Genomic DNA, 25,017 nt, shown 5'->3' with positions numbered 1-25,017 from the left:
ATTTGTGACTAGGCTCAGTTTTGATGCGCTGTATTAAACATTTTTTCTAGGCTTGTATCGACATTATACGGTGCTGTCCAACCTAAAAGTTGTGTATTTTTAGTGGTATCTACCACCAGTTCTGAACATAGACGTGAAGCAACCGCTTTTTTCCCCACCAAACTTGCCAGAAAACTGATCAAACTTTTTGGTACAGGTAGCATTAGTAATTGGTTATTTTGGTATTTTGCTAATTTTTCAAATAGTTGTTTGACTGAAATGTCATCCTGATCACTGGCTAAAAATACTTCACGGTTCGCATTTGGATGAGTCATACAAGTATAAATCAGGTCAGCCAAGTTATAGACACTCACCATACTGCGTTTATTGTCTAAACAACCAATCGGTAAAGGGAGTTTTTTTCTTACCAAGTTCACCATACTTTTAAAGTTGGCTTTTACATTAGGACCATAAATGAGGACTGGACGAATAATAACCACTTCTAAACCTGTATGTTGAGATAGCTCAAGTAAGGCTTGTTCTGCTTCATATTTAGATAGGCCATATGGGTCATTTGTGTGGACATCGTCATTAGGATGAAAGGCTTGTGTCGTAGTTTGTTCGCCATTGACTTTAATGCTGCTTAAGTAAATAAAGCGTTTGACGCCACTTTGTACTGCTTTTTGTGCAAGGTTTAATGTGCCTTGTACATTGGTTTGGCGATATGCTTCAAGTGGTGATGCTGCAGTTTCATGCATGACATGCGCACGACCTGCACAGTGAATAATAACCTCAACCTCACTCAAATCGATATTGTCTAAATTGTCATTTAGGTCAAAATTAATATTACTAATATTTGGATGATCAAATGTTTGGGCTTTACGTGTATGCGCTAAAACTGAATCGCCTTTTTCAGCCAAGAATTGCGACAAATATTGACCTAAGAAACCGTTACTGCCTGTGAGTAAAATATGATTCATAATACCTTCACTGAATTTAACTTTATTTAGACTTATTCTTTCTTAAAAAATTATTATAAATAAAAGCTAGCATGTTTGAAGGAATAAGACGAATTGAAGCACGAGCTAAGAAAATTAGATTAGCTGCTACTGAACCTTGCAATTTCAACTCTTTTTTCAAATCTAAAAGCTTTTTCTCACTTTTAAAATATTGCCAACCTTTTCTACGTGCATACATGCCATTACCTACTCTCGCATAGAGTAATACATCAGAATGATTACCAACTTTATATCCTGCCCCAATTACTCGAAACCATAAATTATAATCTTCCATAAGCAAGTGATGTTGATAACCCCCCAAGCCCAAAATTATATCTTTTCTATAAGCGACCGCCATGTGATTAAAAGGACAACGTTTTAAGGCAAATTTTTTAATTTCCTCATATTCAGTAGGTACAATTTTCAACTTAGTTGCATCTTCAATAGTTTCATTAAATTCAATAATTTGACCACTAAATAAAACCACATCTGGATTTTTTTGTATATATTCTATTTGCTTTTCAAAACGATCAGGTAAACAGATATCATCTGTATCCATACGAAAAACCCAGTCGTGTGAGCAGTGTTTAAGCCCTTCATTTAGCGCCATGCCTAACCCAATATTTTGGCTTAATGGGATAACTTGTAAGGGCTGACCAATAATCTGTTGCCATTTTCCTACACATTGTTTAAGCTCTTCGCCAACTGGACCATCAAGTACCAAAATTATTTCATCGGGTTTAACGGTTTGTAAATCCCAAATACTCTCCAAAGCCTTATCAAAATATTGTAGATTTTCTTTAAAATACAATGACAATAATACAGAAAATTTCAAAATTTAAATCTCTTCTATGACCAATTAAATAGAACCTTTTTTATTTTTTATACCATCAATCATACCCTTATTCATAAAATGAAAATATTTCTTACCTTCACTTAAAAATAAAGTGTAATAAAAATATTTAACAAAGTATTTAATTCCATTTGAAAATTTCCAATATAAAGGAACATAATCTCTATTCAATAATCTAATGAAATTCCTAAATTGATAATAAGTTCTAATTGGTGCTGGAATATGAATATTCAAAGCTAAAAATTTTTTATCACCTTCTCCAAGTTGATGGCTTAAAATTTCGTCTTCAAAAATAAAAAAACGATAATTACCCTTATATTTAGCACGCCAACACCATTCGTGATCAACAGCATCGATAAATAGACCATCTTCCATAAGCCCCACTTTATTGAAACAATCAACTGCTATTAGTGAGGATGAACTAATTAACTCATTTACTTCAGTAATGTTATTATTAAATTTCTTACCTTTATTTATAACACCTTGATATTTTTTGTTTTCACCACGATTAAAAGGACGTGGTCCTACGGCTCCAACACTAATACTATTATCTTTCAAAAAGCTATAAACATTCATTAAGCTTTCAACTAAGTTTTCCGAAGGTATGCTATCCTGATCCAAAAATAAGATATAATCGAAATTCCTTTCTTGAAAAAATTTCAATCCTATATTTTGTGCGGAAGCAATACCTATATTTTTTCCTAATTTATCAAAGACTACATTACAATAATTTGAAAAATTAAAATTATTATCTACTATAGAATTATCTACAATATAGACAATTGATACTTGATTTGTTATCCTATTCAATATATTGTATAACATTAATAAATCTGGATTATACAAAACTATTATACAACCTATTTTCTTTTCTGAATTCATAAATCAACCTTAGCACAATAATTAAAACAATATGATTTGTATCTAAAAAATATGGATTACTAACGGCATATGTTAAATAAACTATATAAATAAATAATAAATCTTTATAAAATATTTTTTTAAATGCCAAATAAAACATTAGTCCAAAAAAAATCAACGAATTTAAAATACCTAATTGATATATATAATATACACCTTGCAGCTCAAAGTAAATATCTCCTGTGTAATCTCGAAATGAAGTTCTTACAGATAATGTTGAACCTAATCCATTACCAAAAGTAAAGTGATTAATATTATCAGTCAAACCACTGATCAAAACAAAAAATTGATCACCTCTTGTTCCTAATGAGTCTACTTTTCTCGATAGAACATCGGTAACATAATGAAAAATATAGCCTGCTGCTAAAATTACTGTAATTAACACAATTATTGCATTTAATATCCTATTTTTTCCAAAAAATATAGAATATCCAACTAAAAAAATAAAAGTAGATATCCAAAATGCGAAATTACCAGCAATGCATATACCAGCAAAAGCGATGAATCTATGAAATTTATTATATTTTAAAGAAAATTTAACTTCTTTAATAAACGTTAAGAAAAAAGCAAATGGTATAAGTGCATTGCCTTTTACTTGAATTCTATAAAAAAAATCATTATATGTATATAAATCTCCCCACCCCTTATCTATAAAAATCTCTCTCAATATCAAATATGAACTAGGTGTATAAAATATATTTAACACGAGCTCCATGAAAATCAAAAATAAAGACTGTAAAGTAATGAGGATAAAGAAAATCTGCAAAAATATTTTGGGTATGTTTTGAGCAAAATTACTTGATAACAACAAAATAATTGCTATCATAAAATGTATTATAAGGGTAGCTTCATTCCCTGAGAATAAGGAGTATATAAATAAAACACTCAACCATAAACTTATATAAGAAATACTGACTATACTATTTCTGTTAGAATTAATTAATAATAATAATAATATTATTATTGCAATATTTGATATAAATGAATAACTTGAAAAAGGAACTTGTCTGGTTAAGATAAATAATACAATAAAAAATAAGAAACAGCATAGACTATGTCTTCCGCTTACAGTCATCATTTTTCCCTTTAATAATATTAATCATATTAACCAAAATTTTAGCAAGATAGCCATGAAACCTTTCTTTAAAAAAATCCAAAACAGATAAGAAATCTACAAATTGTTAAAATTTTAAATCTTAACGAATTATAACCTATTTTTATTAAATTAATAACCTAGAATTCATAAATAAAACACAAAAAATATTCAACATACTAATTCTTTATAATGTTCCTGTAGTATACATATGAAATATAAACCATTATTAAAGTAATAACAGTTTCCACTAACAACATGCTATAAAAAACCCCCATCAACCCATAAGACCTTTGCATGTAGTTAAAGGTTAATAAAAATACAATCATCCCAAAAAAATATATTTTCTTTAAAACACGCCCTTTTCCAATAGGAATAATGTAAAGATTAACCATAATCATTGCAATAGAAATAATAATTTGATTAAAAATTCCAATACTCAAATAATCAACTAAATTAATATCTTTTGTAATAAAAATACCAATAATTTCCTCACCAATAAAATAATTTGTTGTTAGTGAAAATACACCTATAAGAATATATATTTTAAATACATTAATAAAAATGAAAAAGTTAGCACACAAAACCAAATCATAAAACAATAAAATATATGATCAGTTAATGGATAAAACTGATTCCCTACAAGTAAACCAATAAAAAAAACAAAAAACCAAGATACAACATGCAATGATAAAGGAGAAAAATAATCGACTTTTCCGCTAGTCAATATAAAAAATAAGAAAAAGAAAGTTATAAAAAAACCTAAGTAGATATATTCCATATTAACTTACTCAACTTTCCTTTAAGATATTTTTTTGATCAAGAAAAATTAACAACCCCATATCTACAAACATACGGATTGTCCATGCCCAAGCTGCACCAAGCAAACCATAATATTGAATTAGATATAATAATAAAAGTACGTATGGTACCACTTCGAATAGATGGAGCATTGCTGTAATTCTAGAGCCACCCTGTGCTTGTATACTAGTAAAAGGTACTTGAGCAATTGAATTAAAAATTAATCCTAAAATTAAAACTTGAAAAATAATAGTTGATTTTAATGCAAACTGACTACCTAGCCAAAGATCCAAAATATTTTCAGCAAAATATGCTGTAATAATACCAAACGGCACTATAGATAAAAAAACTAATAGATATGATATTTTTTTGATTTGCTTATTGTCTGCCTCTTTATCAGACAACATAGGAAAAATAGTCCGTGCAATTGCACTCGGGAAAATTCCAATTCTTGAAATAGCTTCTGAAGGTCCTGTATAAAAACCTACCACATTACTACCTACTTTATTAGCCAATATAAACCGATCAAAATAAGACATAATTGGACTAATAATATTACTTACCGCAATCCAACCACCGAAATTTATTAATCTTTTAAAAGTATCTTTATGAAATTTTAGTTTAACTATGTATTCTTTACAAAACCATAATACTAAAAGTATAGATATTACTCTTGATATTAATAACCCTATAACAGCAGATAATAAACTTGAGTCCAGCATCAAACCTATAGCTGGTAATAGAACCACTAGGGTGTTAGAAATAGTTTTAAAAATATTAAGTTTTAAGAACTCTTCTCTACCCTCTAACAAAGAACACCAAATTTGAGTTAATAAAAATAAAGGAATTGATAAAGATAATAGCATTAAAGAGTACTTAAAATTTTCAACCGCATAAGAGCTTACTTTTAATAGCTCTGATATAATGCTACTAAATACTATAATTAACACACCAGCTGCAACTCCAAGAATTAATACTAACAATGCTGATGTTGAAATAATTTTTAAGACTTCTTCTTCATTATTTTTAAAGATCGCTATCTCTCTAATGACTGAGCGAGTAATACCAACATCAAAAATACTCGCATAACCCACTAAAGCTAGAATAATAGTAAATAGCCCAAACTCTTCAATCCCAAGCTCACGAGCCATATACCCTAAGATAGGAATTGAAAGTATGCCTGGTATAATATAACCTGCTATATTAAAAAAACTATTTTTTGCTATCTTCATTTTAAGTTGCAAGCACTAATATTTGAAAATTTTGTTGCTTTTAAGTCTTTCTCACTCACCACTACTTCATCTACCCGATTTAAAGGCCACTCAATTGCAAGCATCGGGTCATTCCAAATAATAGCACCTTCGCTTTCTTTATTATAATAATTGGTAGTTTTATAAAGAAATTGAGTATTGTCTTCAAGTGCTATAAAACCATGTGCAAACCCTTCAGGAATCCAAAACATAGTTTTATTTTCCGCACTCAACTCTACACCAACCCATTCCCCATAAGTTTTAGAGTTTGGGCGAATATCAACAGCTACATCCCAAACTTTACCTTGAACAACACGAACCAATTTACCTTGAGCATATGGTTCGCGCTGAAAATGCAAACCTCTCAACACCCCTTTTTGCGAACAGGAATGATTGTCCTGCACAAATGTTGGGATAGGCAAATTTAACGTTTTTAATGCAGCTTCAAAACGCTGTTGATTAAAGCTTTCCATAAACCAGCCACGATCATCCCCAAATACTTGTGGATGAAGTACTAATAAACCGTCGAGTTTCGTTTTTTCAACTCTCATTTTACTTCATCCAATAATTTCAATAAGTATTGACCATAATCTGTTTTTCTAAGTGCTTCTGCACTTTCCTTAAGTTTTTCTTTTGAAATCCAACCTTGCTGAAAACCAATTTCTTCTAAACAGGCCACTTTTAGCGATTGGCGTTTTTCAATGGTATATACAAACTGACCTGCTTCTAGAAGAGATTCATGGGTTCCCGTATCTAGCCATGCAAAACCACGCCCAAGTAATTCAACATTGAGTGAGCCATCTTTCAAATAAGCATTGTTAATGTCGGTAATTTCTAACTCGCCACGTGCGGACGGTTTTACCTGTTTAGCAAACTCAACAACCCGATTATCATAGAAATACAATCCAGTGACTGCATAAGGTGATTTTGGTTTGGTTGGCTTTTCTTCAATGCTCAGCACTTTGCCTGTTGGATCAAACTCAACTACACCAAAACGCTCTGGATCAGTCACATGATAACCAAAAACTGTAGCGCCAACATCAACAGCATTTGCTATTTTTAATTGCTTACTAAAATTTTGACCATAATAAATATTGTCACCCAAGATTAAGCAAACGTGATCATTTCCTATAAATTCTTCGCCAAGAATAAATGCTTGCGCAAGTCCATCTGGTGAAGGCTGTTCTTTGTAGCTTATTTGGATACCAAATTGTGAACCATCGCCAAGCAACTTTTCAAAGTTAGGTAAATCTTCTGGAGTTGAAATTACTAGTACTTCACGAATACCTGCCAACATCAGAACAGACAACGGATAATAAATCATTGGCTTATCGTAAATTGGCAACAGTTGCTTAGATACGCCTTTAGTAATTGGATGCAAGCGGGTTCCTGAACCACCTGCCAATATAATACCTTTACGCTTTATACTCATTTATGAAATACCTCAACTACTGTTCTTTGTACATGCACTTTCCAATCTGGCAAATAGATTTGAAAAGCATGTTGAATTTTTTGATTATTTAATCGTGAATTATGTGGACGTTTAGCTGGTGTCGGATATGCTGCTGTTGGAATCGGATTAACTTGTTGAATGGCTAAATTCACACCTAAGTTTTTTGCTTGTTCAAATATATAGTTTGCATACTCAAACCACGATGTTTCCCCACTAGCAACCAAATGGTAAATACCAATTTTAGTTTGATCTCGCAATGTCTGCACAATCGCATGAGCACTTACATCCGCAATTAGCTCAGCTGACGTTGGAGCACCAATTTGATCATCAATAATAGATAGTTCTTCACGCTGCTGAGATAAAGTAAGCATTGTTTTTAAAAAGTTTTTACCTTTTTGAGCAAAAACCCATGATGTTCGAAATATCAAATAATTGCATTGAGCATTTTGAATAGCCTGCTCACCTAATGCCTTAGTCTTACCATATATATTCAAAGGTTTAAGGGCATCAGCTTCATTAAATTTAGATGTACCTTCACCATCAAAAACATAATCTGTTGAATAATGCACATAAAGTGCCTTAGTTTGAGCACAAGCCTCAGCTATCTTCCCTACTGCCACATGATTAATGAGATTAGCCATATCTTGTTCTGTTTCAGCCAAATCTACAGCAGTATAAGCACTTGCATTCACAACAACATTTGGCGCTATATCTATAATAGTTTGATAAATTTGATCAGGTTTACTTAAATCACCACACCATTGATTTAAACCATTTCGATCAAGTGAAATCACCTCACCCAATGGCGCAAGGGAGCGCTGAAGCTCCCAACCAACTTGTCCATTTTTTCCAAGCAATAAAATTTTCATTACTTAGCCTTGTATTGTTTTTCTAACCAAGATTGGTATTCCCCACTTTGAATATGCGCAACCCACTCCTGATTATTCAAATACCACTCTACTGTTTTACGAATTCCAGTTTCAAACGTTTCCGTTGGTGTCCAACCTAATTCATTTTGAATTTTTGTAGCATCAATTGCATAGCGTAAGTCATGCCCAGGGCGGTCTTTTACAAATGTAATCAATGACGCATACGTTTGACCATTGGCTTGTGGTTTTAACTCATCCAAAATTTTACAAATGGTTTTGACCACTTCAATATTCTGCTTTTCATTATGACCACCGATATTATAGGTTTCACCCACTACACCTTCGGTCACCACTTTATATAAAGCACGCGCATGATCTTCTACAAATAACCAATCCCGAATTTGCTGACCATTCCCATATACAGGTAAAGGTTTAGCATCCAGTGCGTTTAGAATCACCAATGGAATTAACTTTTCAGGGAAGTGATACGGACCATAATTATTTGAACAGTTGGTAACTATAACAGGCAGGCCATAAGTTCTGTGCCAAGCACGGACTAAATGATCCGAACTGGCTTTAGAGGCAGAATATGGAGAACTTGGCGCGTATGAAGTTGTTTCTGTAAACAGATCAGTCGTACCTTCTAAGTCGCCATAAACTTCATCCGTTGAAATATGATGAAAGCGAAAGTTTTGCTGAGCTTCGGCGTCAAGCCCCATCCAATACTTTCGAGCAGCTTCCAATAAAGTATAAGTTCCCACAATATTAGTTTGAATAAATGTTGCAGGACCATCAATTGAGCGGTCTACATGCGACTCTGCAGCTAAATGCATAATTGCATGAGGCTGAAATGCATCTATTGCAGCTGTAATTTGTTCTGTATCACAAATATCAATTTGTTTGAACTCATAGTTCGAGTGTTGATCAATTTCTTTTAACGATTCTAAATTACCCGCATAAGTCAATTTATCGATATTTAGAACTTGGTTGTTGGTATTTTGAATAATATGGCGGATGACAGCTGAACCAATAAAACCGGCGCCACCAGTGACAAGAATTTTCATTTATATGACCTTAAATTTCTTTTTAAGAATTTTACCAACAGGAGTATAAAATTTTGCAGCTATTGTAGACATAAATTAAAAAAAAGATATTAATATAGTATTAAATTTCAACCAATCATCAAAAAAATAAAAAAATAAATATAAAAATCAAAAAATTAAATTAAAAATGTAAATTAAAAATGTTTTGAAGATATTCAATAATTAGATTTTGCACTACAATCCTTTCCTAATAACGATGTATTAAAATTAAGGGCTTGAATGTGAAGTATCAAGGCACATCCATTTTATTCACTATTTCAATATTATTTTCTGGTTGTACGCTTACTTCCGGTTTGCAAACCTATGATTTGCCTCCTCAAGGTAATTACAGAACCGATCAGGGCGCAGAGCTTTCAGTCATACAAATTACGCAAGACAATATTCCTCGTATCGAACTCAATAACTCTCAGAATTCCAATACTATTTTTCACTTATTTAACAAGCATCAACAAGTCTATAAATTGAGTTCAGGTGATGTTCTCTCAATTCAACTTTGGGCCTACCCGGAAATCACCCCCCCTATTCAGGATATTTCAAATGTAAAAGCTGCAGGTTATCCCATAGACTCTAGTGGCAACATACAATTACCTTTAGTGGGACAGGTACGGGTAGCCGGGAAAACACTGGCTGAAACCAATCGTTTTTTACGCAGTCAATTTGCACGCTATTTGAAACACCCTGATGTGGTGGTTCGAGTATTGTCTTATGAAGGTCGTCGCTATTTTGTCAATGGACAAGTCATGCGTAGTGGCCAATATACGCTAAATGATCAGCCCATTAGCATCTATACAGCACTCGGACAGGCAGGTGGTATTAATACTGAAACAGGTGACAATACCAATATTCAATTGATCCGGGAGGGTCAAACTTTTGACCTCAATGTACTACAACTAGAGAAACAAGGCCTATCTTTACATCATTTACTGATTCAACCGAATGATACTATTTTTGTGAATACTAAACAGAATCAAAAGCTTTATGTTATGGGTGAGTCGAGTAAAAGCCAAGCGCTGGCTTTACGTGAACAAGGTATGACCCTAAGTGATGTTTTGGGTGAAAGTGAAGGAATTAATCCTTACTCCGCAAGTGCGGCTAAAATTTATGTAATGCGCACCGATTTAGTCACCAAGCAGTCCACTGTGTATCACTTGAATTTAAGCAGTTTTGGTAATTTGGGCTTAGCCAATCAATTCGAAATGAAAAAAAATGACATCGTTTATATTGATGCGACTGGATTAACGCGCTGGCAACGTATTGTTAACCAGATTATTCCGTTCTCTAGTGCACTCTATAGCTTTGACCAACTGGGTAAATAAAATATGCAAATTCGGAATATTTTGGTCGTCTGTGTGGGAAATATTTGTCGTAGTCCAATGGGTGAGTTTTTTCTCAAGAAAAGTCATCCTAACTTACATATTGAGTCTGCTGGTCTTTCTGCCATGGTAGGCCATAGTGCTGATGATAAGGCCATTGCAAGTATGGCAAGAAAATCAATTGATATGAGCTCACATGTCGCAAAACAAATTGATGCCAACTTAATCAAAACTGCAGATTTAATTTTAGTGATGAGTTCAAATCAACAAAAACATATAGAAAAGACTTGGCCATTTGCTAAAGGTAAAGTATTTCGTTTAGGACATTGGCAAGGTCATAATGTTCCCGATCCTTATAAGCTCGATCAAGCATTTTTTGAAGAAACATGTAATAACATCGAATCTTATGTTTCGGATTGGCAATCACATATTTAATTTTATCTAGTAGTTTATCCATGAATCAAAATTCAAGTACTAATGACGATACCATTGACTTAAAAGAATTATTTTTTTCGTTAATTGCACAATGGAAAGTGATCGCGCTTTGTATCATACTGAGCTTAACCTTCGCATTACTTTATTTACGTGTTACTCCCTCAATTTATTCTGCTGATGCAATGGTTCTAGTAGAGGATAATAAAGGCGCTGGAGCTGCTGCCCTCTTGGGTGGGTTGAGTGATGCTATTCCCGGAGGAATGGGTGGAAAATCTCCCGCAGATGCTGAGATTGAAATCTTAAACTCACGCATGATTTTGGGACAAACCATTCAAAATTTGCACCTTGATATCCAAATTAAAGATAATAGTAATACTTTATTTAATCGTCTGATTAAAAACGACAAAGCTGAAGTTCTTTATAAAAAGGATATAGTGGTTTTCCAAAAAGAAAATCAAGCCTTCTTAATCAAAACATTAAAAATTCCAAATTACTATCTAGATAAAAAATTAGAGTTAAAATTCACGGATAACAACCAGTTTACTTTCTCTTATAAAGATGAAGTGATATTTAAAGGTCAATTGAATTCGAGCAATCAAGCCATAGATTCTAAGGGCCTTTGGGAAGTGGCAATATTTAGCAAATCTCCGTTTAAAGAAACATTTACTATTACTAAACTTGCACTACCTACAGCAATGCAGTTCTTAAAAAATGACTATGGTGTAGCAGAGAGAGGGAAAAACTCCGGTGTTATTGGTCTAAATTATAATGGCAATGATAAGGAACATATTACTCAAGTTCTGAATAATATTTTATCCGTCTATCAAATACAAAATATTCAACGCAAGTCTTTAGAATCTAAACAAACTTTAAATTTTCTAGACAAACAGCTGCCGGAACTTAAACAGCAACTTGAGGAATCAGAAATCAAGTTCAACCGTTTCCGTGAGCAATACAATACTATCGATGTGACTCAAGAAGCCGAGTTAATGTTAAAGCAAAATGTTGAACTGGAAAAGATGAAAATCCAATTACAACAACAGCAAGCGGAACTTTCTTCAAAATATACCCCTGATCACCCTCTAATGTCAGCCATTAATGCTCAACTTGCTGAAATTAGTCAGAAAACATCAGAAATGACACAGTCTATTAAGCGTTTACCAGAAACACAACGATTATATTTACAGCTATATCGAGATGTAAAAGTAAATACTGAACTGTATACCGCACTCTTAAATAGCTATCAGCAATTGAAAATTGCAGAGGCTGGTGAAATTGGTAATGTCAGAGTTATTGACCAAGCTGTTGAACCCGTTAAGCCAATTAAACCCAAGTCATTAATTACAATAATTTTATCAATTTTTGTCGGTGGTTTTATTGGAGTATTGATTGCACTATTACGAAATATGATGCGTTCAGGCATTAAAGACGCAGCGCAAATTGAAAATGAGCTTGATCTGCCAGTCTATGCCACTGTACCGCGCTCTGTTATTCAAGAAAGTCGTATTAACCTATTAAAGAAGAAAAAGAATATTCCTATTCTTGCGGTTAAAGATAGCAGTGATATCGCGATTGAAAGCCTCCGTAGCATGCGAACAGCAATTCATTTTGCCTTAATGAATGCGACCAATAATGTGATTGCAATTTCTGGCCCTGCACCTGAAATTGGAAAATCATTCATTACCACTAACCTTGCTACTATTTTAGCGCAAGGGGGAAAACGGGTTCTGGTCATTGATGGTGATCTACGTCGTGGCTATTTACATAAGTACTTTAATGCCGAAGTGCAACCAGGTTTAGCAGAATTATTGAATCACCAAAATAGCTATGAAGAGGTGGTGCAAAATTCAACTGTAGATAACCTGTTTTTTGTGACACGTGGTAAGAGTCCGGTTAACCCGTCTGAACTATTAAGTACAGATCAATTCAAAACTTTCCTAGATCAGGCATCTGCTCATTTCGATCATGTACTGATTGATACGCCACCTGTGCTTGCGGTGACCGATGGCATCATTATTGCGCAATATGCAGGCGTGAATTTATTGATTGCCCGTCATGCTAAAACGCAAATTAAAGAACTTGAAATTACTGTTAATCGTTTTGAACAGGCCAATGTCAAAGTCAATGGCGTGATTCTAAATGATGTACAACAAGGGGCAGCAGGTAGCTATGGTTATAATTATGCCTATGCTTATACCGCAAATAAAGACAATGACTAATTCATTGTAAACTTTGATATCACACCTTGCTAGAGGCAGGGTGTGATAGTTCTCTCTATCACATTTATTCCACATGTTCATTGTTGAAAAAATCAACTAAAAACCCTATCTTGGTTACAGTTTAAAACTCCTGAGAATATACAAAAATGTTACCTAAAACACTGCTCGCCAGCTTGGCATTAAGCTCCTCACTAACCTTTGCTCAAGGCATCGTTTTAAATGACCAAAACCTGCGCACCGATTTAAACTGGTTAAATCAGCAAGGTGTGATTCAAGTTAGCACTTCGACCTGGCCAATGAGTGGTGATGAAATCCGACGCGCCCTTTCTCAGGCCCAAGTCAGCAATAATAATCAGCAAAGAGTCATTGATTCAGTCATGGCTCATTTGAATACCAACAACCAGTTACTTAAAGCATCACTATTTGCAGAGACAGATCAAAAAAATATTCCTCAAGTCTTTGGCGACCAGCAAAAAGCCCAATACCAAGCGGGTATAGAGTTAAATACAGGCAATCAAAATTGGGATGCCAGACTTCGTATCAATGCAGAAAAAGATCCCCAGATTGATAATGATCAAGATGTGAATGTTGAAGGGTCTTACCTCGCAGGTAAGTTATGGAATCAATGGCTGATTGCTGGACAAATTCCGACCTACTGGGGACCTGGTCATGATGGCAGCTTAATTCGGGGTGATGCCAGTCGTCCTGTGTATGGTGTGACCATGCAGCGTGCCGAACAGCATGCTTTTGCAAGCAAATGGCTATCTTGGATTGGACCTTGGCAATATCAAGCCTTTGCCGGACAACTGGATGACTACGATGCTGTACCTGATGCCAAACTGATTGGCTTACGTGTCACCGCACAACCTTTACCATATTTGGAGCTGGGTGCATCGCGTGCTATGCAATGGGGTGGTGGTGACCGTTCAGAAAGTCTGTCTACACTCTGGAATGCTATAAAAGGCAATGATAACTTTGATAACAGTGATGATGATAAGTCTAACCAAATTGCCGGTTTTGATGCACGGTTAAGCTTACAATCACTGGTGCAAGTACCAATGGATATCTATGCGCAATATATCGGTGAAGACGAAGCAGGTGGCTTACCGGCCAAAAAAATGTATTTGGCTGGAGTCGATTATTCTTCTAGTTATAATAATATGCCTTTCCAGCTGTATACTGAATGGACAGATACCCGTAGTAATGGTAGTGCTGATGGTATTTCATATAACCACCGTGTTTATACCGATGGTTTTTATCAGCATGGTTACCCATTAGCACATGCGATGGGTGGTGATGGTCAAATGGTTTCTGTGGGTGGTGATATTCGTTTCGATCGCCTCAATCGTGTTAATGCTCGAGTGCTGTTTGCCAAGTTGAATGAGTCTAACCGAACTACTAATTTAGCTTTTCCAGCGCAGGATGAATTAAAAGCTGTTGATGTGAGCTGGACCCATTATTTACGCCCAGATATTCCACTGAAACTAAATGGCTGGATCAGTGATTCAGACTTACGTGGTAATGATGGTGGTGCATCGATTGGAATTGAATTTCCTTTAGAAAAAAGCTTGTTTTCTTACTAAGCTCTTTGCAAAATACAATTTCGGTTAGAGCAATCTTTGTTCCTAGACATTCTCGAACAATGATTAAAATCTGAAAAATAAAAAAACCAGCCATTGCTGGTTTTTTTATATCTTCAAACTTCAACATAACTGCGGTGTCCACTTGCTAAAAAACCACCCATTCTGCAAGATTTCTCAAAATTTTCTGCTAAGATGGAATGAACCTCAACGATAACATTAGATTGGAATAATACATGAGTAAGGCCTTACCGATTGCTGTCGCTGTTCTTTTAGGCGGTGCCGCGCTAGTACCTGTTTACTATGCAACTCAAAACCCAGCTGCTCAAACCACAAAAGCATCTAAAGATGCCTCGGCTGTTTCTAAAATTAGCTATGCACTCGGTTATGAAGTCGCTCATCAAACTCCACCTGAGCTGGATATTAACAGCTTTGTGACAGGCGTTCGCGAAGGTCATGCCCGTACCGCTCCTGCTTATACTGAAGAAGAATTACAAGCAGCTTATGAGCAATTCCAAAAAGAAATGCAGCAGAAGCAAGTCGATAGTGCCAAACAGGCTCAGGCATCAAGTGATACTTTCCTGACTGAAAATGCCAAAAAAGCTGGGGTAAAAACTACCGCATCTGGTTTGCAATATGTAGTGACCAAAGAAGGTACAGGCAAACAGCCTGCAGCAACTTCAATTGTAAAAGTACATTACACAGGGAAATTAGTTGATGGTACCGTGTTTGACAGTTCGGTTGAACGTGGCGAGCCGATTGAGTTCCCACTCAATCAGGTCATTCCAGGCTGGACCGAAGGTCTGCAACTGATGAAAGAAGGCGGCAAAGCAACCCTGTATATTCCATCTAAACTCGGTTATGGTGAACAGGGCGTGCCAGGTACGATTCCTCCACACAGTACTTTGATTTTTGATGTGGAACTCATTGAAGTCAAATAATCTATAAATAAGGAGAGCAATGCGCTCTCCTTTATTTTGAGAATAAATATGAAAATACAAATAAGCTTGATGGTTTTACTGCTAAGTTCTGGCAATCTGCTTGCCAAAGATGTGACCAATAAAAGCCCGGAAGCTGAACAGGTCGGTTATAGCTTTGGTTATCTGATGGGGAAAAGTAATGCCGACTCTTTGCAAGGGATTGATCTGGATGCTTTCAGTGCCGGTTTAAAAGCTGCTGCTGCCGGAAAACAATCCACTTTAACTGAAGAAGACATGGCTCGAGCGCTGACCCAGTTTAAACGTCAAAGTGAAGCCAAAGAGCTGATTGAATTAAAACAAAAAGCTGAAGAAAACACCAAAATCGGTCAGGCTTTTCTGACAGAAAATGCCAAAAAAGCAGGGATAAAAACGACTAAATCTGGCCTGCAATATCAGATTCTTCAGCAAGGCAAAGGCAAATCGCCAAAAGCCGATAGCAATGTCCGCGTACATTATGAAGGCCGTTTGATTGATGGTACGGTTTTTGATAGTTCAATTGCCCGCAATCAGCCTGTGGTCTTCCGTACCACCCAAGTGATTACCGGTTGGACTGAAGGCCTGCAACTGATGAAAGAAGGTGCCAAATACCGCTTCTTCATTCCTGCAGAACTGGCCTATGGACAAATTGGTTCAGGTGATGTGATTGAGCCAAACAGTACCTTAATTTTTGATGTGGAATTACTGGAAATTATTAAATAATAAGTCCTATTTTTCCAGATCTAAAATCGGAGAGGTTCTATATTGGCCTCTCTTTTTTTATGGGCTTAAGTATCCGTAAATCGCAGGTTTTCATGTCACATTCCGATCAGTTTTGCTATGTTATGTTTTAATCAAGCAATTCAACAACAATAGAGGATGTCAGCATGGCAGCAATCAAAACCCGCGAAATTCATTATACTGCGGAGGATGGCAGCCCATTAATTGGTTATTTTGCCGCCCCAGAGACAGATACCCCTGTTGCCGGTGTACTGGTCGCACCAGAATGGTGGGGTCGTAACGAATATACCGAACAGCGTGCCCGTGAACTTGCAGAACATGGCTATGCGGCCTTGGCCATGGACATGTATGGGGATAAAAAAGTCACGACCAATTCTGATGAGGCATATCAGTGGATGATGCAAACTTTTGCAGATCCTGACACCATCGTTAACCGTGCCACAGCGGCTTTGAATACCTTGGCAGCGCAGGATGAAGTTAATCCCGAAAAACTTGCAGCGATTGGTTTCTGCTATGGCGGCAAAGTCGTACTGGATCTGGCACGTGCCAATGCACCTTTAAAAGCGGTGGCCACTTTCCATGCCAACCTGTCTCCGAAAGCACCGGCTCAGGAAGGTCAGGTACAGGCAGAAATTTTAGTGCTGCATGGCGAGCTGGACAGTATGGTAACGCTGGATGATGTCGCCAGCTTCCGTGAAGAAATGCATGCCGCCAAAGTCGAGCATGAAGTGATCGTATTTGAAGATGCCAAACATGGCTTTAGCAACCCGCTCGCCGATGAACGGGCCAAAGCCAATGGTGTGGATCTTGGTTACAATGCCGAAGCCGAACAAAAAAGCCTGACGGCAATGTATGCTTTACTTGAACGTCATCTGGCTTAAATACAACTGCTCGACTGGCGACCAAGCCAAGTAGTTCAGAGACTCATTGAAGAAAAGAACGATAAATCCTACCAGAGGAGAATGCTGATTATGGCTGAAACCAACTGCCTTTACTGTAACTATGACGAATATGACGTCATTGCCAAAAATGATTATGGTGTGGTGCTGCCTGAACCGAATTCATTATCCGAAGGTCACTGTGTGATCATTCCACTACGACATGTGGCTTCATTTTTTGAAGTGACGGACAAAGAACGTAAAAGCCTGATGTCTTTGCTCGAACAGGCACGTAATGAGCTCAATTTACGTTACCAGCCCGCCGGTTTCCATGTCGGTTTTATTGATGGTGAGGTATTTCAGGAAAAGGTCGAACATCTGCATATTCATATTATTCCGCGCTATAAAGACAAAGTATTGAAGCTGGATGAACGCTGGGGGATTAGCGACTAAATCTTTGCTGTTTTAAAATAAATGCTCTTCGGAGCATTTATTGTTTGTGTTATTAAGCCGATATCCATACACACTACTCCGCAGTTTTTATCTACTTTTCACATTTCAGGCTTGCCGATTCCGCTATAATGGCTGCTGCTTATTCGGTTACTATTTATCCATGTTTGTATTTTCAGATGCCCTGTTAGAATGGTTTGATGTGCATGGTCGTCATGACTTGCCTTGGCAGGTGACAGATGATCCCTACAAAGTCTGGGTCTCTGAAATCATGTTGCAACAAACCCAAGTCAAAACTGTGCTGCAATATTATGAACGCTTTATCCAGCGTTTTCCGACCGTTCAGGACTTGGGTCAAGCCTCTTGGGATGAGGTCGCACCGTACTGGGCAGGACTGGGCTATTATGCCCGTGCCCGTAACCTGCACAAAGCTGCCGGCATGGTGACAGCACAGCAGCAGTTTCCCCAAACTCTGGAACAATGGATTGCCTTGCCGGGGATCGGCCGTTCCACCGCTGGTGCCTTAATGTCACTGGGTTTACGCCAATACGGCGTGATCATGGATGGCAATGTCAAACGGGTCTTGTCGCGTTTCTTCGCAATTGAAGATGATCTGTCCAAACCCATTCATGAACGTGCTTTATGGCAACTGGCTGAAGAATTATGTCCGGTCGAACGTAATCATGACTATACCCAGGCGATTATGGATCTCGGGGCTACAGTCTGTACCCCAAAAAAACCTCTGTGCCTATATTGTCCGATGCAGCAACATTGCAAAGCGCATCAGCAGGGTCTGGAAAATGAATTACCATTCAAGAAAGCCAAAAAACCGGTGCCAGTGCGCTCAGCACAAGTATTATTGATTCAGTCCTCTAATGAATGGCTGTGGCAACAACGACCCAACAGTGGCCTGTGGGGCGGACTCTGGTGTTTGCCAATTATTGAAAATGCCCATGAATTCGAACAGCAATGTCAGCAGCTTGGCCTAAAAAATATCCTCAAAAAAGTCCAGATCAGCCATAGTTTCACCCACTTCACCTGGCAGCTTGAAGCAACCGTTTTCGCAGTGGATCAGGATCAGCAGGAACATCTGGCGATTGAACTGCAAAGCAACTGGATGCGTCCAGAGACAGCCATTGATTGCGGTCTGCCGACAGCAATGAAAAAATTGATCTCTGCCGTTAACCTATGACATAGTCTGAACAAAGCATCATATCGATCAGCTCAGAATGAGCATTGCCAATATTTAAGGATGAATAACGTGCGCCAATACCTTGCTTTGACCTGGGTGGCTTTGATTGCCATATTACTGACCGCCTGTAGCAGTACGCCGAAACAACCTTCTTCTGCACAGTTAAATCCGCTACTGGTACAAAAACTGCAAAATAAGCGAATGCCTTCTTCACTGCCCATCCCGGTGGCACGTGTACAGGCACGTGAATTACAGGATACCTGGGGGGCGTCGCGCAGTCGCGGACGTTTGCATGAGGGCATTGACATCATGGCTCCACGTGGAACCAAAGTCTTTAGTGCCACAGAAGGTCTGATTGCAGATTTACGCAATAACAATTTGGGTGGTAAAGTAGTCTGGATTCTCGGTCCGGGCGGCTCCTGGCATTATTATGCACATCTGGATGGACATAAACGCGGCCTGAAAGTAGGTGATGCTGTCAAAAAAGGCCAGCTCATCGGCTATGTCGGCAATAGCGGTAATGCCCGACATACTGCACCACATCTGCATTATGGTATTTATTTACAGGGCAAGGGGCGCGGTGTGGTCAACCCCTACCCCTATTTACGTTAATTTTAGGATATTTACATGTCAGAAACGTTGATCAACCGTCTGGTAGAATTTGCTGAATCAGGCAATCAACAAAAAATCGTGCTGAATGGTCAAAGCTACCAGGGCTGGGTGATGGAAATTACCGAAGATGCGCTGCTGATCAGTACCGGTTATACCGACAAAAGTGGTAAAGACATGTGGATTCAATTTAGCGATCTGGATCAGGCTGAACTGTCGTACTGGGACAATCAGCAGGATCAATGGGCTGTGTTTAAATTATAAAACCATAAAAACAAGGAGCATGGCATGACTCTGCAACGCTGTGGCTGGTGCTCCAATGATCCGCTGTATATCACCTATCATGATCAGGAATGGGGACAAGCCCTGCTGGATGAAAATCGCCTGTTTGAAATGCTGTGTCTGGAAGGACAGCAGGCCGGTCTAGCCTGGATTACCGTACTCAGAAAACGTGAAGCGTATCGTGAACATTTTTTTCAATATTCCATTCAGTCGATTGCAGCACTTACAGATCAACAACTCGAACTCAAGCTTAAGGATGCCCGCCTGATCCGTCATCGTGGCAAGCTGCATGCCATTCGCGAGAATGCCCAAGCATGGCTCAAGCTGCAACAGCAAGACATCAATGTAGGGCAATGGCTCTGGTCTTTTGCCCAGCAACCACGACTGAATAATGATGTTGCGGATTATCGTCAGGCAGCGGCACAGACTATCGAAAGCCAGATCATGTCAAAAGCCTTAAAAAAGGCCGGTTTTAAATTTGTCGGACCCACCATTTGCTATGCCTTTATGCAGGCCGTCGGTATGGTCGATGATCACGAAAATCATTGTCACTTTAAAACAATATATTCCCATTCAAAGAAGAGCTGAATTTATGTCGAATAATATTATCCACGCTTATGCTGCAATGTCAGCAGGTGCTGCACTCGAACCCTATCAATTCGATGCTGGTGAACTACAGCCACATCAGGTCGAAGTCAAAGTAGAATACTGTGGCCTGTGTCATTCTGATATTTCAGTCCTCAATAATGACTGGGGTTCATCCGTTTATCCGGTCGTGGCTGGACACGAGATTATCGGCATCATCACGCAACTGGGTGGCGAAGCCAAAGGCCTGAAAGTGGGACAACGGGTTGGCATTGGCTGGACTGCGGAAAGCTGCCAGTATTGCGATCCGTGTATTTCAGGTCAGCAGGTACTCTGTACTGGCGGCCAAGTGGCGACTATTGTCGGACATGCCGGTGGTTTTGCCGACAAGGTCCGTGCTGGCTGGCAATGGGTCATTCCCCTGCCTGAAGATCTGGATCCTGAAAGTGCCGGCCCTCTGCTCTGTGGCGGGATTACCGTATTCGATCCGATTCTGAAACACCAGATTCAGGCTATTCATCATGTTGGCGTAATTGGTATTGGTGGTTTAGGGCATATGGCCATCAAGCTGCTCAAAGCTTGGGGCTGTGAGATTACGGCTTTCACATCAAATCTGGATAAAACCGATGAGCTGAAAGCCATGGGTGCTGATCATGTGGTGAATAGTCGTGATGTCGCTGCCCTAAAGGCACAGCGTGGCAAGTTCGATTTATTGCTGAGTACGGTCAATGTCACCTTGAACTGGCAGGCTTATCTGGCCACTCTGGCACCGAACGGTACAGTACATATGCTCGGTCTCCCTTTAGAACCGATGCAAATTCCGGCGGGCATGCTGATTGGCGGCGCTAAATCGGTCACCGGCTCACCGACCGGTTCACCTGCGGCACTGCGTCAGTTACTCCAATTTGCCGCACGTAAAAACATTGCGCCACAAATTGAAGTCTTCCCGATGTCACAGCTGAATCAGGCCATTGAACATCTGCATTCCGGTAAAGCCCGCTACCGGATTGTATTAAAGGCAGATTTCCAAGCTTAAACTCTGACTGTTTCAATCTGGCAAAAAGACCCAGCAATTGGGTCTTTTTTTTATTGCAATACTTCCGGCAAAACTGCAAGGCCTGCAGGCTTGGCCAGCTCTGCTTTCATCTTTTGTAGCATCTGATAAGGCTGTTGCTGCACGAACATATTTACAAAAGTTAAGGGAATCGAGCCTTCCGGATTGGCATAACCATAAGTTGAAACCTTGACCTGATTATTGGCCAGCTTTTGAAAAGTCCAATCCCCCTGATAATCGGTCAAACGCACATAATTCGGATTTAAGGGATAACCGGTCTGAATGGCTTTATTCTTGATACTAATCTGTCCATTGGCTTGCTTGATCATCTTGCCCTGTACAATCAGGTCGCGGTCTTTTAACGGAAATGGAAAATCCAGCACCATATACAAGGTAAATTCGCCTTTTTTATCATCACGTGATAAGACCTTGATGCTGCCCATATAAGGCACCCATTGCACGGCATGCTCGATATCCAGAATCAGCGACACGGCATTTTCAATTGGTGCATGGTAGGTAGTTTCTGCCTTATATAGAAAGACCGGATTCTGCTGATCCTGATAGGTCCAGACCTTGATATTATTTTTATCAATACTCAGTTTGGTATTCTCGGCCGGCTTTGCCTGCGCAATGGCACCAAGCGCCACTGCACAGAGCAGGAAAATCATTTTTTGCATTTTATTATTCGTCTTATTTTCGTTTTAGATCTTTTTTATAAATGATTTTGACTGGATTTTAAACCTGAATATCGTTAAAACCCAGCACGTCTTTCATGTCATATTTACGCGCTTCACGACCTACGACCCAGGCAGCAGCACGTACTGCACCGCTGGCAAAGTTCATGCGGTTGGTGGCTTTATGGGTAATTTCCACACGTTCACCATCAGCAATAAACATGGCGGTATGTTCACCGACGATATCACCACCACGAATGGTCTGGAAACCAATGCTTTGACGCTCACGCGGACCGGTATGACCTTCGCGGCAGTACACAGCGTCTTCTTTTAAGTCACGACCCAAAGTTTCCGCAATCGCCTCACCCCACATCAAAGCTGTACCCGATGGCGCATCTACTTTGTGACGGTGATGTGCTTCAATCACTTCGATATCAACCGTATCGCCAAATACTTTAGAGGCCAGTTCAAGCAGTTTGATCGAAACGTTCACACCCACTGAATAATTCGCTGCATAAACCACAGGGGTTTCAGCTGCTGATTCATCTAAATAAGCTTTTTGCTCATCATTCATCCCCGTGGTACCAATCACGATGGCAACACCTGCTTCACGGCAAATTTTCAGATGATTGACGGTCGCTGCCGGTGCGGTGAAATCAATCACGACATCACAGTTTTTGACCACCTCTGCAAGACTACCCACCACCTTGACACCGACTGCACCAATCCCGGCAAGTTCGCCCGCATCTGCGCCTAATAGGGTACTTTCAGGGCGTTCTACTGCAGCTGCCAATTGATAACCGGCTTCATGCACAGCCTGAATGAGGATACGCCCCATACGGCCGCCTGCACCCAAGATTCCAATGCGTGGTGTAGCTGACATAACATAGTCCTGATGTTGATCCAAAATTGCTCTTACTATAGCAAAACTGCGGAATAACACTAAGATGCATTGCATAAAAATCAATGAAAATACTAAAAGAGTGAAACCACTGATATTGATAAGTGTTTCAATCCGGTCTTTGGAATTATGGGCTAGATCTCATCCAGGTCGTCGGATATGGATCAATAGTACGCATGAACCTAACCGTTATCAAAAAGCAGCTTTCAAATCAGATGGAGAACATTCAAGCTTCGGGGGCAGATTAGGATCCTTTCAATTCAGCTCAGCTTATCTCTCACTGAAGCGATGAACCTAAGTCACTTAGGAATGATCTACACAATTTTGAAAATTTTTCCACTTAAGGTACTTTGAAAGCACATCTCAAAACTGGGACGAATATCTTCACCATCTACAGTGATATGTTTTATATTGGAATGAGATTGTGTTTTAGAAAAATGATGATCGACTGTTGCTTGAATAGCGTGTTGAGCCCCAAACTGATCCTTCACACTGATACTTTGTTTAAGCATATCTATACCTTTAATAATAGTTAAAGTGGCAAAATATCCACTAAAAATTTGATGTTTCTTAATTTTATCTTTAAATAACTTTATGATTTAGCTTAAATAATTGATTTAGAGAAGTATAGAATGTACGGCCATCTAAGTTTAAATCTACCTCAACTCCAGATGAAAGAAGAACTCTTTTACCCACTTCAATTCTTTTTAAACCCTGACGTGTATTTTGCATTTTATTGAGAGGAATTAATGAAACAATAATTTCAGTACCATTTTTAGATTTTGCAATTAAATCATTTATTTTTAACAACTTGAATCCTGTTTTTCTAAAGATTTTTCCAATTTGGAAAATAACTTAAAATTAAATTTTGAACGATAAAAAAAGCACTTATTAAGTGCTTTTTTTACTGTTTATTCTTGCTTAGATAGCAACAATATTTACAGCATTCGGTCCTTTTTGACCTTGAGCTACACTGAATTCAACCAGTTGGCCTTCCATTAAGGTTTTAAAACCTGAACTCGCAATTTCGCTGAAATGAGCAAAAACATCTGGACCTGATTCTTGTTGAATAAAACCAAAACCTTTAGTTTCGTTGAACCACTTTACAGTACCTTTAACAACATTTGAGTTTGACATAATATATCCTACTAATTTTTTAATAATTTTTAGTCAATTTATTGACTGAATATAACTTTGAAATAATAAAGAATGAGACTTAAAATCTGAAAAAAACGAAGGATTATGACTAAAACTGCGATACTTAAAGAAGATTTACCGAAACAAGACTTTTTTCTAGTTAAGTTAACTATACACGAAAAATTTAATTAATCAAGTTTTCTTATATATATATTTATTTTATTTATTAAAAAATGAAATTTTAAAAATTTATAGTGATTTCAACAAGATTAAGCTTTCATTGTCATGATAATAAAATAAGAGTATTCTGCTGTACTGGTAAATTTGATAAGTAATGAATGCGATTATATAGCTCGGTAATAACAATATTGGCCTTTTTAATTTCGGCAATGATGCTTTTTTCTCACTTACAAAATATCTATCACCCTCCAAATTTGGACTCATACTTTCTATTTAGATAGTCAAATATAAAAACAGAAACCGCTTTTTAGGCGGTTTTTATGTTTAAGCGATACCTATCAAACAATAAGATAACTATCAACTAATAAATAGCATCTTCTAATCTAACCTGAGTTCGATGAAATATTTTAGCTTTTTAGCAAGTTTTGGAAAGTTGGCTTATTTGGATTTAAGCAATAAGCCACTATAGCAGCCATAATATTCACCATAAAGTTATTCACCGAACGATGAC

Annotated in this window: 27 protein-coding genes and 1 pseudogene; 13 read left to right on the top strand and 15 right to left on the bottom strand. The window is 37.9% G+C overall.

The window, feature by feature from the left end:
• Nucleotides 1-14: 14 nt before the first annotated feature.
• From FTU45_RS12565 to rfbB, 9 genes are all read right to left on the bottom strand, one after another.
• The gene (locus FTU45_RS12565) at nucleotides 15-959 is read right to left on the bottom strand and encodes an NAD-dependent epimerase/dehydratase family protein (RefSeq protein ID WP_180076485.1); all 945 of its coding nucleotides are present in this window, start codon (nucleotides 957-959) and stop codon (nucleotides 15-17) included.
• Between the two features lie 22 nt (nucleotides 960-981).
• Nucleotides 982-1,812, bottom strand: coding sequence for a glycosyltransferase (locus FTU45_RS12560; RefSeq protein ID WP_180076484.1), 831 nt, complete (start codon nucleotides 1,810-1,812; stop codon nucleotides 982-984).
• A gap of 24 nt (nucleotides 1,813-1,836) precedes the next feature.
• Nucleotides 1,837-2,712, bottom strand: coding sequence for a glycosyltransferase family 2 protein (locus tag FTU45_RS12555; protein ID WP_180076483.1), 876 nt, complete (start codon nucleotides 2,710-2,712; stop codon nucleotides 1,837-1,839).
• Nucleotides 2,669-3,457 (bottom strand): hypothetical protein, encoded by a 789-nt coding sequence (locus tag FTU45_RS12550; RefSeq protein ID WP_180076482.1) that lies wholly within the window; start codon nucleotides 3,455-3,457, stop codon nucleotides 2,669-2,671. Before FTU45_RS12550 ends, FTU45_RS12555 begins: the two co-directional genes overlap by 44 nt.
• Nucleotides 3,458-4,635: 1,178 nt before the next feature.
• A complete protein-coding gene (locus FTU45_RS12545; RefSeq protein ID WP_180076481.1) occupies nucleotides 4,636-5,877 on the bottom strand; it encodes a flippase in 1,242 nt (413 codons plus the stop codon).
• Entirely contained in the window at nucleotides 5,874-6,446 is a 573-nt protein-coding gene (gene rfbC / locus FTU45_RS12540) for a dTDP-4-dehydrorhamnose 3,5-epimerase (RefSeq protein WP_180076480.1), read from the bottom strand. The genes FTU45_RS12545 and rfbC overlap by 4 nt, the downstream gene beginning before the upstream one ends.
• A complete protein-coding gene (rfbA, locus tag FTU45_RS12535) occupies nucleotides 6,443-7,327 on the bottom strand; it encodes a glucose-1-phosphate thymidylyltransferase RfbA (protein ID WP_180076479.1) in 885 nt (294 codons plus the stop codon). Before rfbA ends, rfbC begins: the two co-directional genes overlap by 4 nt.
• Nucleotides 7,324-8,217: a dTDP-4-dehydrorhamnose reductase gene (gene rfbD / locus FTU45_RS12530; protein ID WP_180076478.1), complete on the bottom strand. Its 894-nt coding sequence runs from the start codon at nucleotides 8,215-8,217 to the stop codon at nucleotides 7,324-7,326. Before rfbD ends, rfbA begins: the two co-directional genes overlap by 4 nt.
• Nucleotides 8,217-9,281, bottom strand: coding sequence for a dTDP-glucose 4,6-dehydratase (rfbB, locus tag FTU45_RS12525; protein ID WP_180076477.1), 1,065 nt, complete (start codon nucleotides 9,279-9,281; stop codon nucleotides 8,217-8,219). Before rfbB ends, rfbD begins: the two co-directional genes overlap by 1 nt.
• Before the next feature lie 260 nt (nucleotides 9,282-9,541).
• Between rfbB and FTU45_RS12520 the strand changes: the two genes are divergently transcribed.
• From FTU45_RS12520 to FTU45_RS12460, 13 genes are all read left to right on the top strand, one after another.
• Nucleotides 9,542-10,636 carry a polysaccharide biosynthesis/export family protein gene (locus FTU45_RS12520; protein ID WP_180076476.1) on the top strand — a complete coding sequence of 365 codons (1,095 nt, stop codon included), beginning with the start codon at nucleotides 9,542-9,544 and terminating at the stop codon, nucleotides 10,634-10,636.
• Between the two features lie 3 nt (nucleotides 10,637-10,639).
• Entirely contained in the window at nucleotides 10,640-11,068 is a 429-nt protein-coding gene (locus tag FTU45_RS12515; protein WP_180076475.1) for a low molecular weight protein-tyrosine-phosphatase, read from the top strand.
• Nucleotides 11,069-11,088: 20 nt separating this feature from the next.
• Nucleotides 11,089-13,287: a polysaccharide biosynthesis tyrosine autokinase gene (locus FTU45_RS12510; protein WP_180076474.1), complete on the top strand. Its 2,199-nt coding sequence runs from the start codon at nucleotides 11,089-11,091 to the stop codon at nucleotides 13,285-13,287.
• Between the two features lie 146 nt (nucleotides 13,288-13,433).
• Entirely contained in the window at nucleotides 13,434-14,870 is a 1,437-nt protein-coding gene (locus FTU45_RS12505; protein ID WP_180076473.1) for a capsule assembly Wzi family protein, read from the top strand.
• 233 nt (nucleotides 14,871-15,103) lie between these two features.
• On the top strand, nucleotides 15,104-15,808 hold the full coding sequence (locus FTU45_RS12500; RefSeq protein WP_005245452.1) for an FKBP-type peptidyl-prolyl cis-trans isomerase: 705 nt from the start codon (nucleotides 15,104-15,106) through the stop codon (nucleotides 15,806-15,808).
• 48 nt (nucleotides 15,809-15,856) lie between these two features.
• Nucleotides 15,857-16,546, top strand: a complete 690-nt coding sequence (locus FTU45_RS12495; protein WP_180076472.1) for an FKBP-type peptidyl-prolyl cis-trans isomerase — start codon at nucleotides 15,857-15,859, stop codon at nucleotides 16,544-16,546.
• A gap of 164 nt (nucleotides 16,547-16,710) precedes the next feature.
• On the top strand, nucleotides 16,711-17,445 hold the full coding sequence (locus FTU45_RS12490) for a dienelactone hydrolase family protein (RefSeq protein WP_180076471.1): 735 nt from the start codon (nucleotides 16,711-16,713) through the stop codon (nucleotides 17,443-17,445).
• 90 nt (nucleotides 17,446-17,535) lie between these two features.
• A complete protein-coding gene (locus tag FTU45_RS12485; protein WP_180076470.1) occupies nucleotides 17,536-17,895 on the top strand; it encodes an HIT family protein in 360 nt (119 codons plus the stop codon).
• Between the two features lie 160 nt (nucleotides 17,896-18,055).
• Nucleotides 18,056-19,084: an A/G-specific adenine glycosylase gene (gene mutY / locus FTU45_RS12480; protein ID WP_100355450.1), complete on the top strand. Its 1,029-nt coding sequence runs from the start codon at nucleotides 18,056-18,058 to the stop codon at nucleotides 19,082-19,084.
• A gap of 69 nt (nucleotides 19,085-19,153) precedes the next feature.
• Complete coding sequence (locus tag FTU45_RS12475; protein ID WP_005173640.1) at nucleotides 19,154-19,696, top strand: M23 family metallopeptidase; 543 nt, start codon at nucleotides 19,154-19,156, stop codon at nucleotides 19,694-19,696.
• A 15-nt stretch (nucleotides 19,697-19,711) separates the two neighbouring features.
• A complete protein-coding gene (locus tag FTU45_RS12470; protein WP_004728896.1) occupies nucleotides 19,712-19,957 on the top strand; it encodes a hypothetical protein in 246 nt (81 codons plus the stop codon).
• 24 nt (nucleotides 19,958-19,981) lie between these two features.
• Entirely contained in the window at nucleotides 19,982-20,563 is a 582-nt protein-coding gene (locus FTU45_RS12465; RefSeq protein WP_004728898.1) for a DNA-3-methyladenine glycosylase I, read from the top strand.
• 4 nt (nucleotides 20,564-20,567) lie between these two features.
• Nucleotides 20,568-21,596: an NAD(P)-dependent alcohol dehydrogenase gene (locus FTU45_RS12460; RefSeq protein ID WP_180076469.1), complete on the top strand. Its 1,029-nt coding sequence runs from the start codon at nucleotides 20,568-20,570 to the stop codon at nucleotides 21,594-21,596.
• Between the two features lie 50 nt (nucleotides 21,597-21,646).
• On the opposite strand, the gene FTU45_RS12455 is transcribed toward FTU45_RS12460, so the two are convergent.
• From FTU45_RS12455 to FTU45_RS12430, 6 genes and pseudogenes are all read right to left on the bottom strand, one after another.
• Nucleotides 21,647-22,291 (bottom strand): START domain-containing protein, encoded by a 645-nt coding sequence (locus FTU45_RS12455; RefSeq protein WP_180076468.1) that lies wholly within the window; start codon nucleotides 22,289-22,291, stop codon nucleotides 21,647-21,649.
• Between the two features lie 58 nt (nucleotides 22,292-22,349).
• On the bottom strand, nucleotides 22,350-23,171 hold the full coding sequence (gene dapB / locus FTU45_RS12450) for a 4-hydroxy-tetrahydrodipicolinate reductase (protein WP_180076467.1): 822 nt from the start codon (nucleotides 23,169-23,171) through the stop codon (nucleotides 22,350-22,352).
• Nucleotides 23,172-23,503: 332 nt separating this feature from the next.
• The gene (locus tag FTU45_RS12445) at nucleotides 23,504-23,701 is read right to left on the bottom strand and encodes a hypothetical protein (protein WP_004280859.1); all 198 of its coding nucleotides are present in this window, start codon (nucleotides 23,699-23,701) and stop codon (nucleotides 23,504-23,506) included.
• A gap of 70 nt (nucleotides 23,702-23,771) precedes the next feature.
• Nucleotides 23,772-23,999 (bottom strand): hypothetical protein, encoded by a 228-nt coding sequence (locus tag FTU45_RS12440; RefSeq protein ID WP_004647679.1) that lies wholly within the window; start codon nucleotides 23,997-23,999, stop codon nucleotides 23,772-23,774.
• 111 nt (nucleotides 24,000-24,110) lie between these two features.
• The gene (locus tag FTU45_RS12435) at nucleotides 24,111-24,326 is read right to left on the bottom strand and encodes a cold-shock protein (RefSeq protein WP_004280856.1); all 216 of its coding nucleotides are present in this window, start codon (nucleotides 24,324-24,326) and stop codon (nucleotides 24,111-24,113) included.
• A gap of 587 nt (nucleotides 24,327-24,913) precedes the next feature.
• Nucleotides 24,914-25,017, bottom strand: a pseudogene (locus tag FTU45_RS12430) (IS982 family transposase); the annotation flags it as partial.

The organism is Acinetobacter sp. YH12106, assembly GCF_013418995.1.
GTDB lineage: Bacteria > Pseudomonadota > Gammaproteobacteria > Pseudomonadales > Moraxellaceae > Acinetobacter > Acinetobacter pseudolwoffii.
The sequence above is the reverse complement of the archived record's forward strand: the minus strand, read 5'-3'. Positions and strand labels throughout refer to the sequence as shown.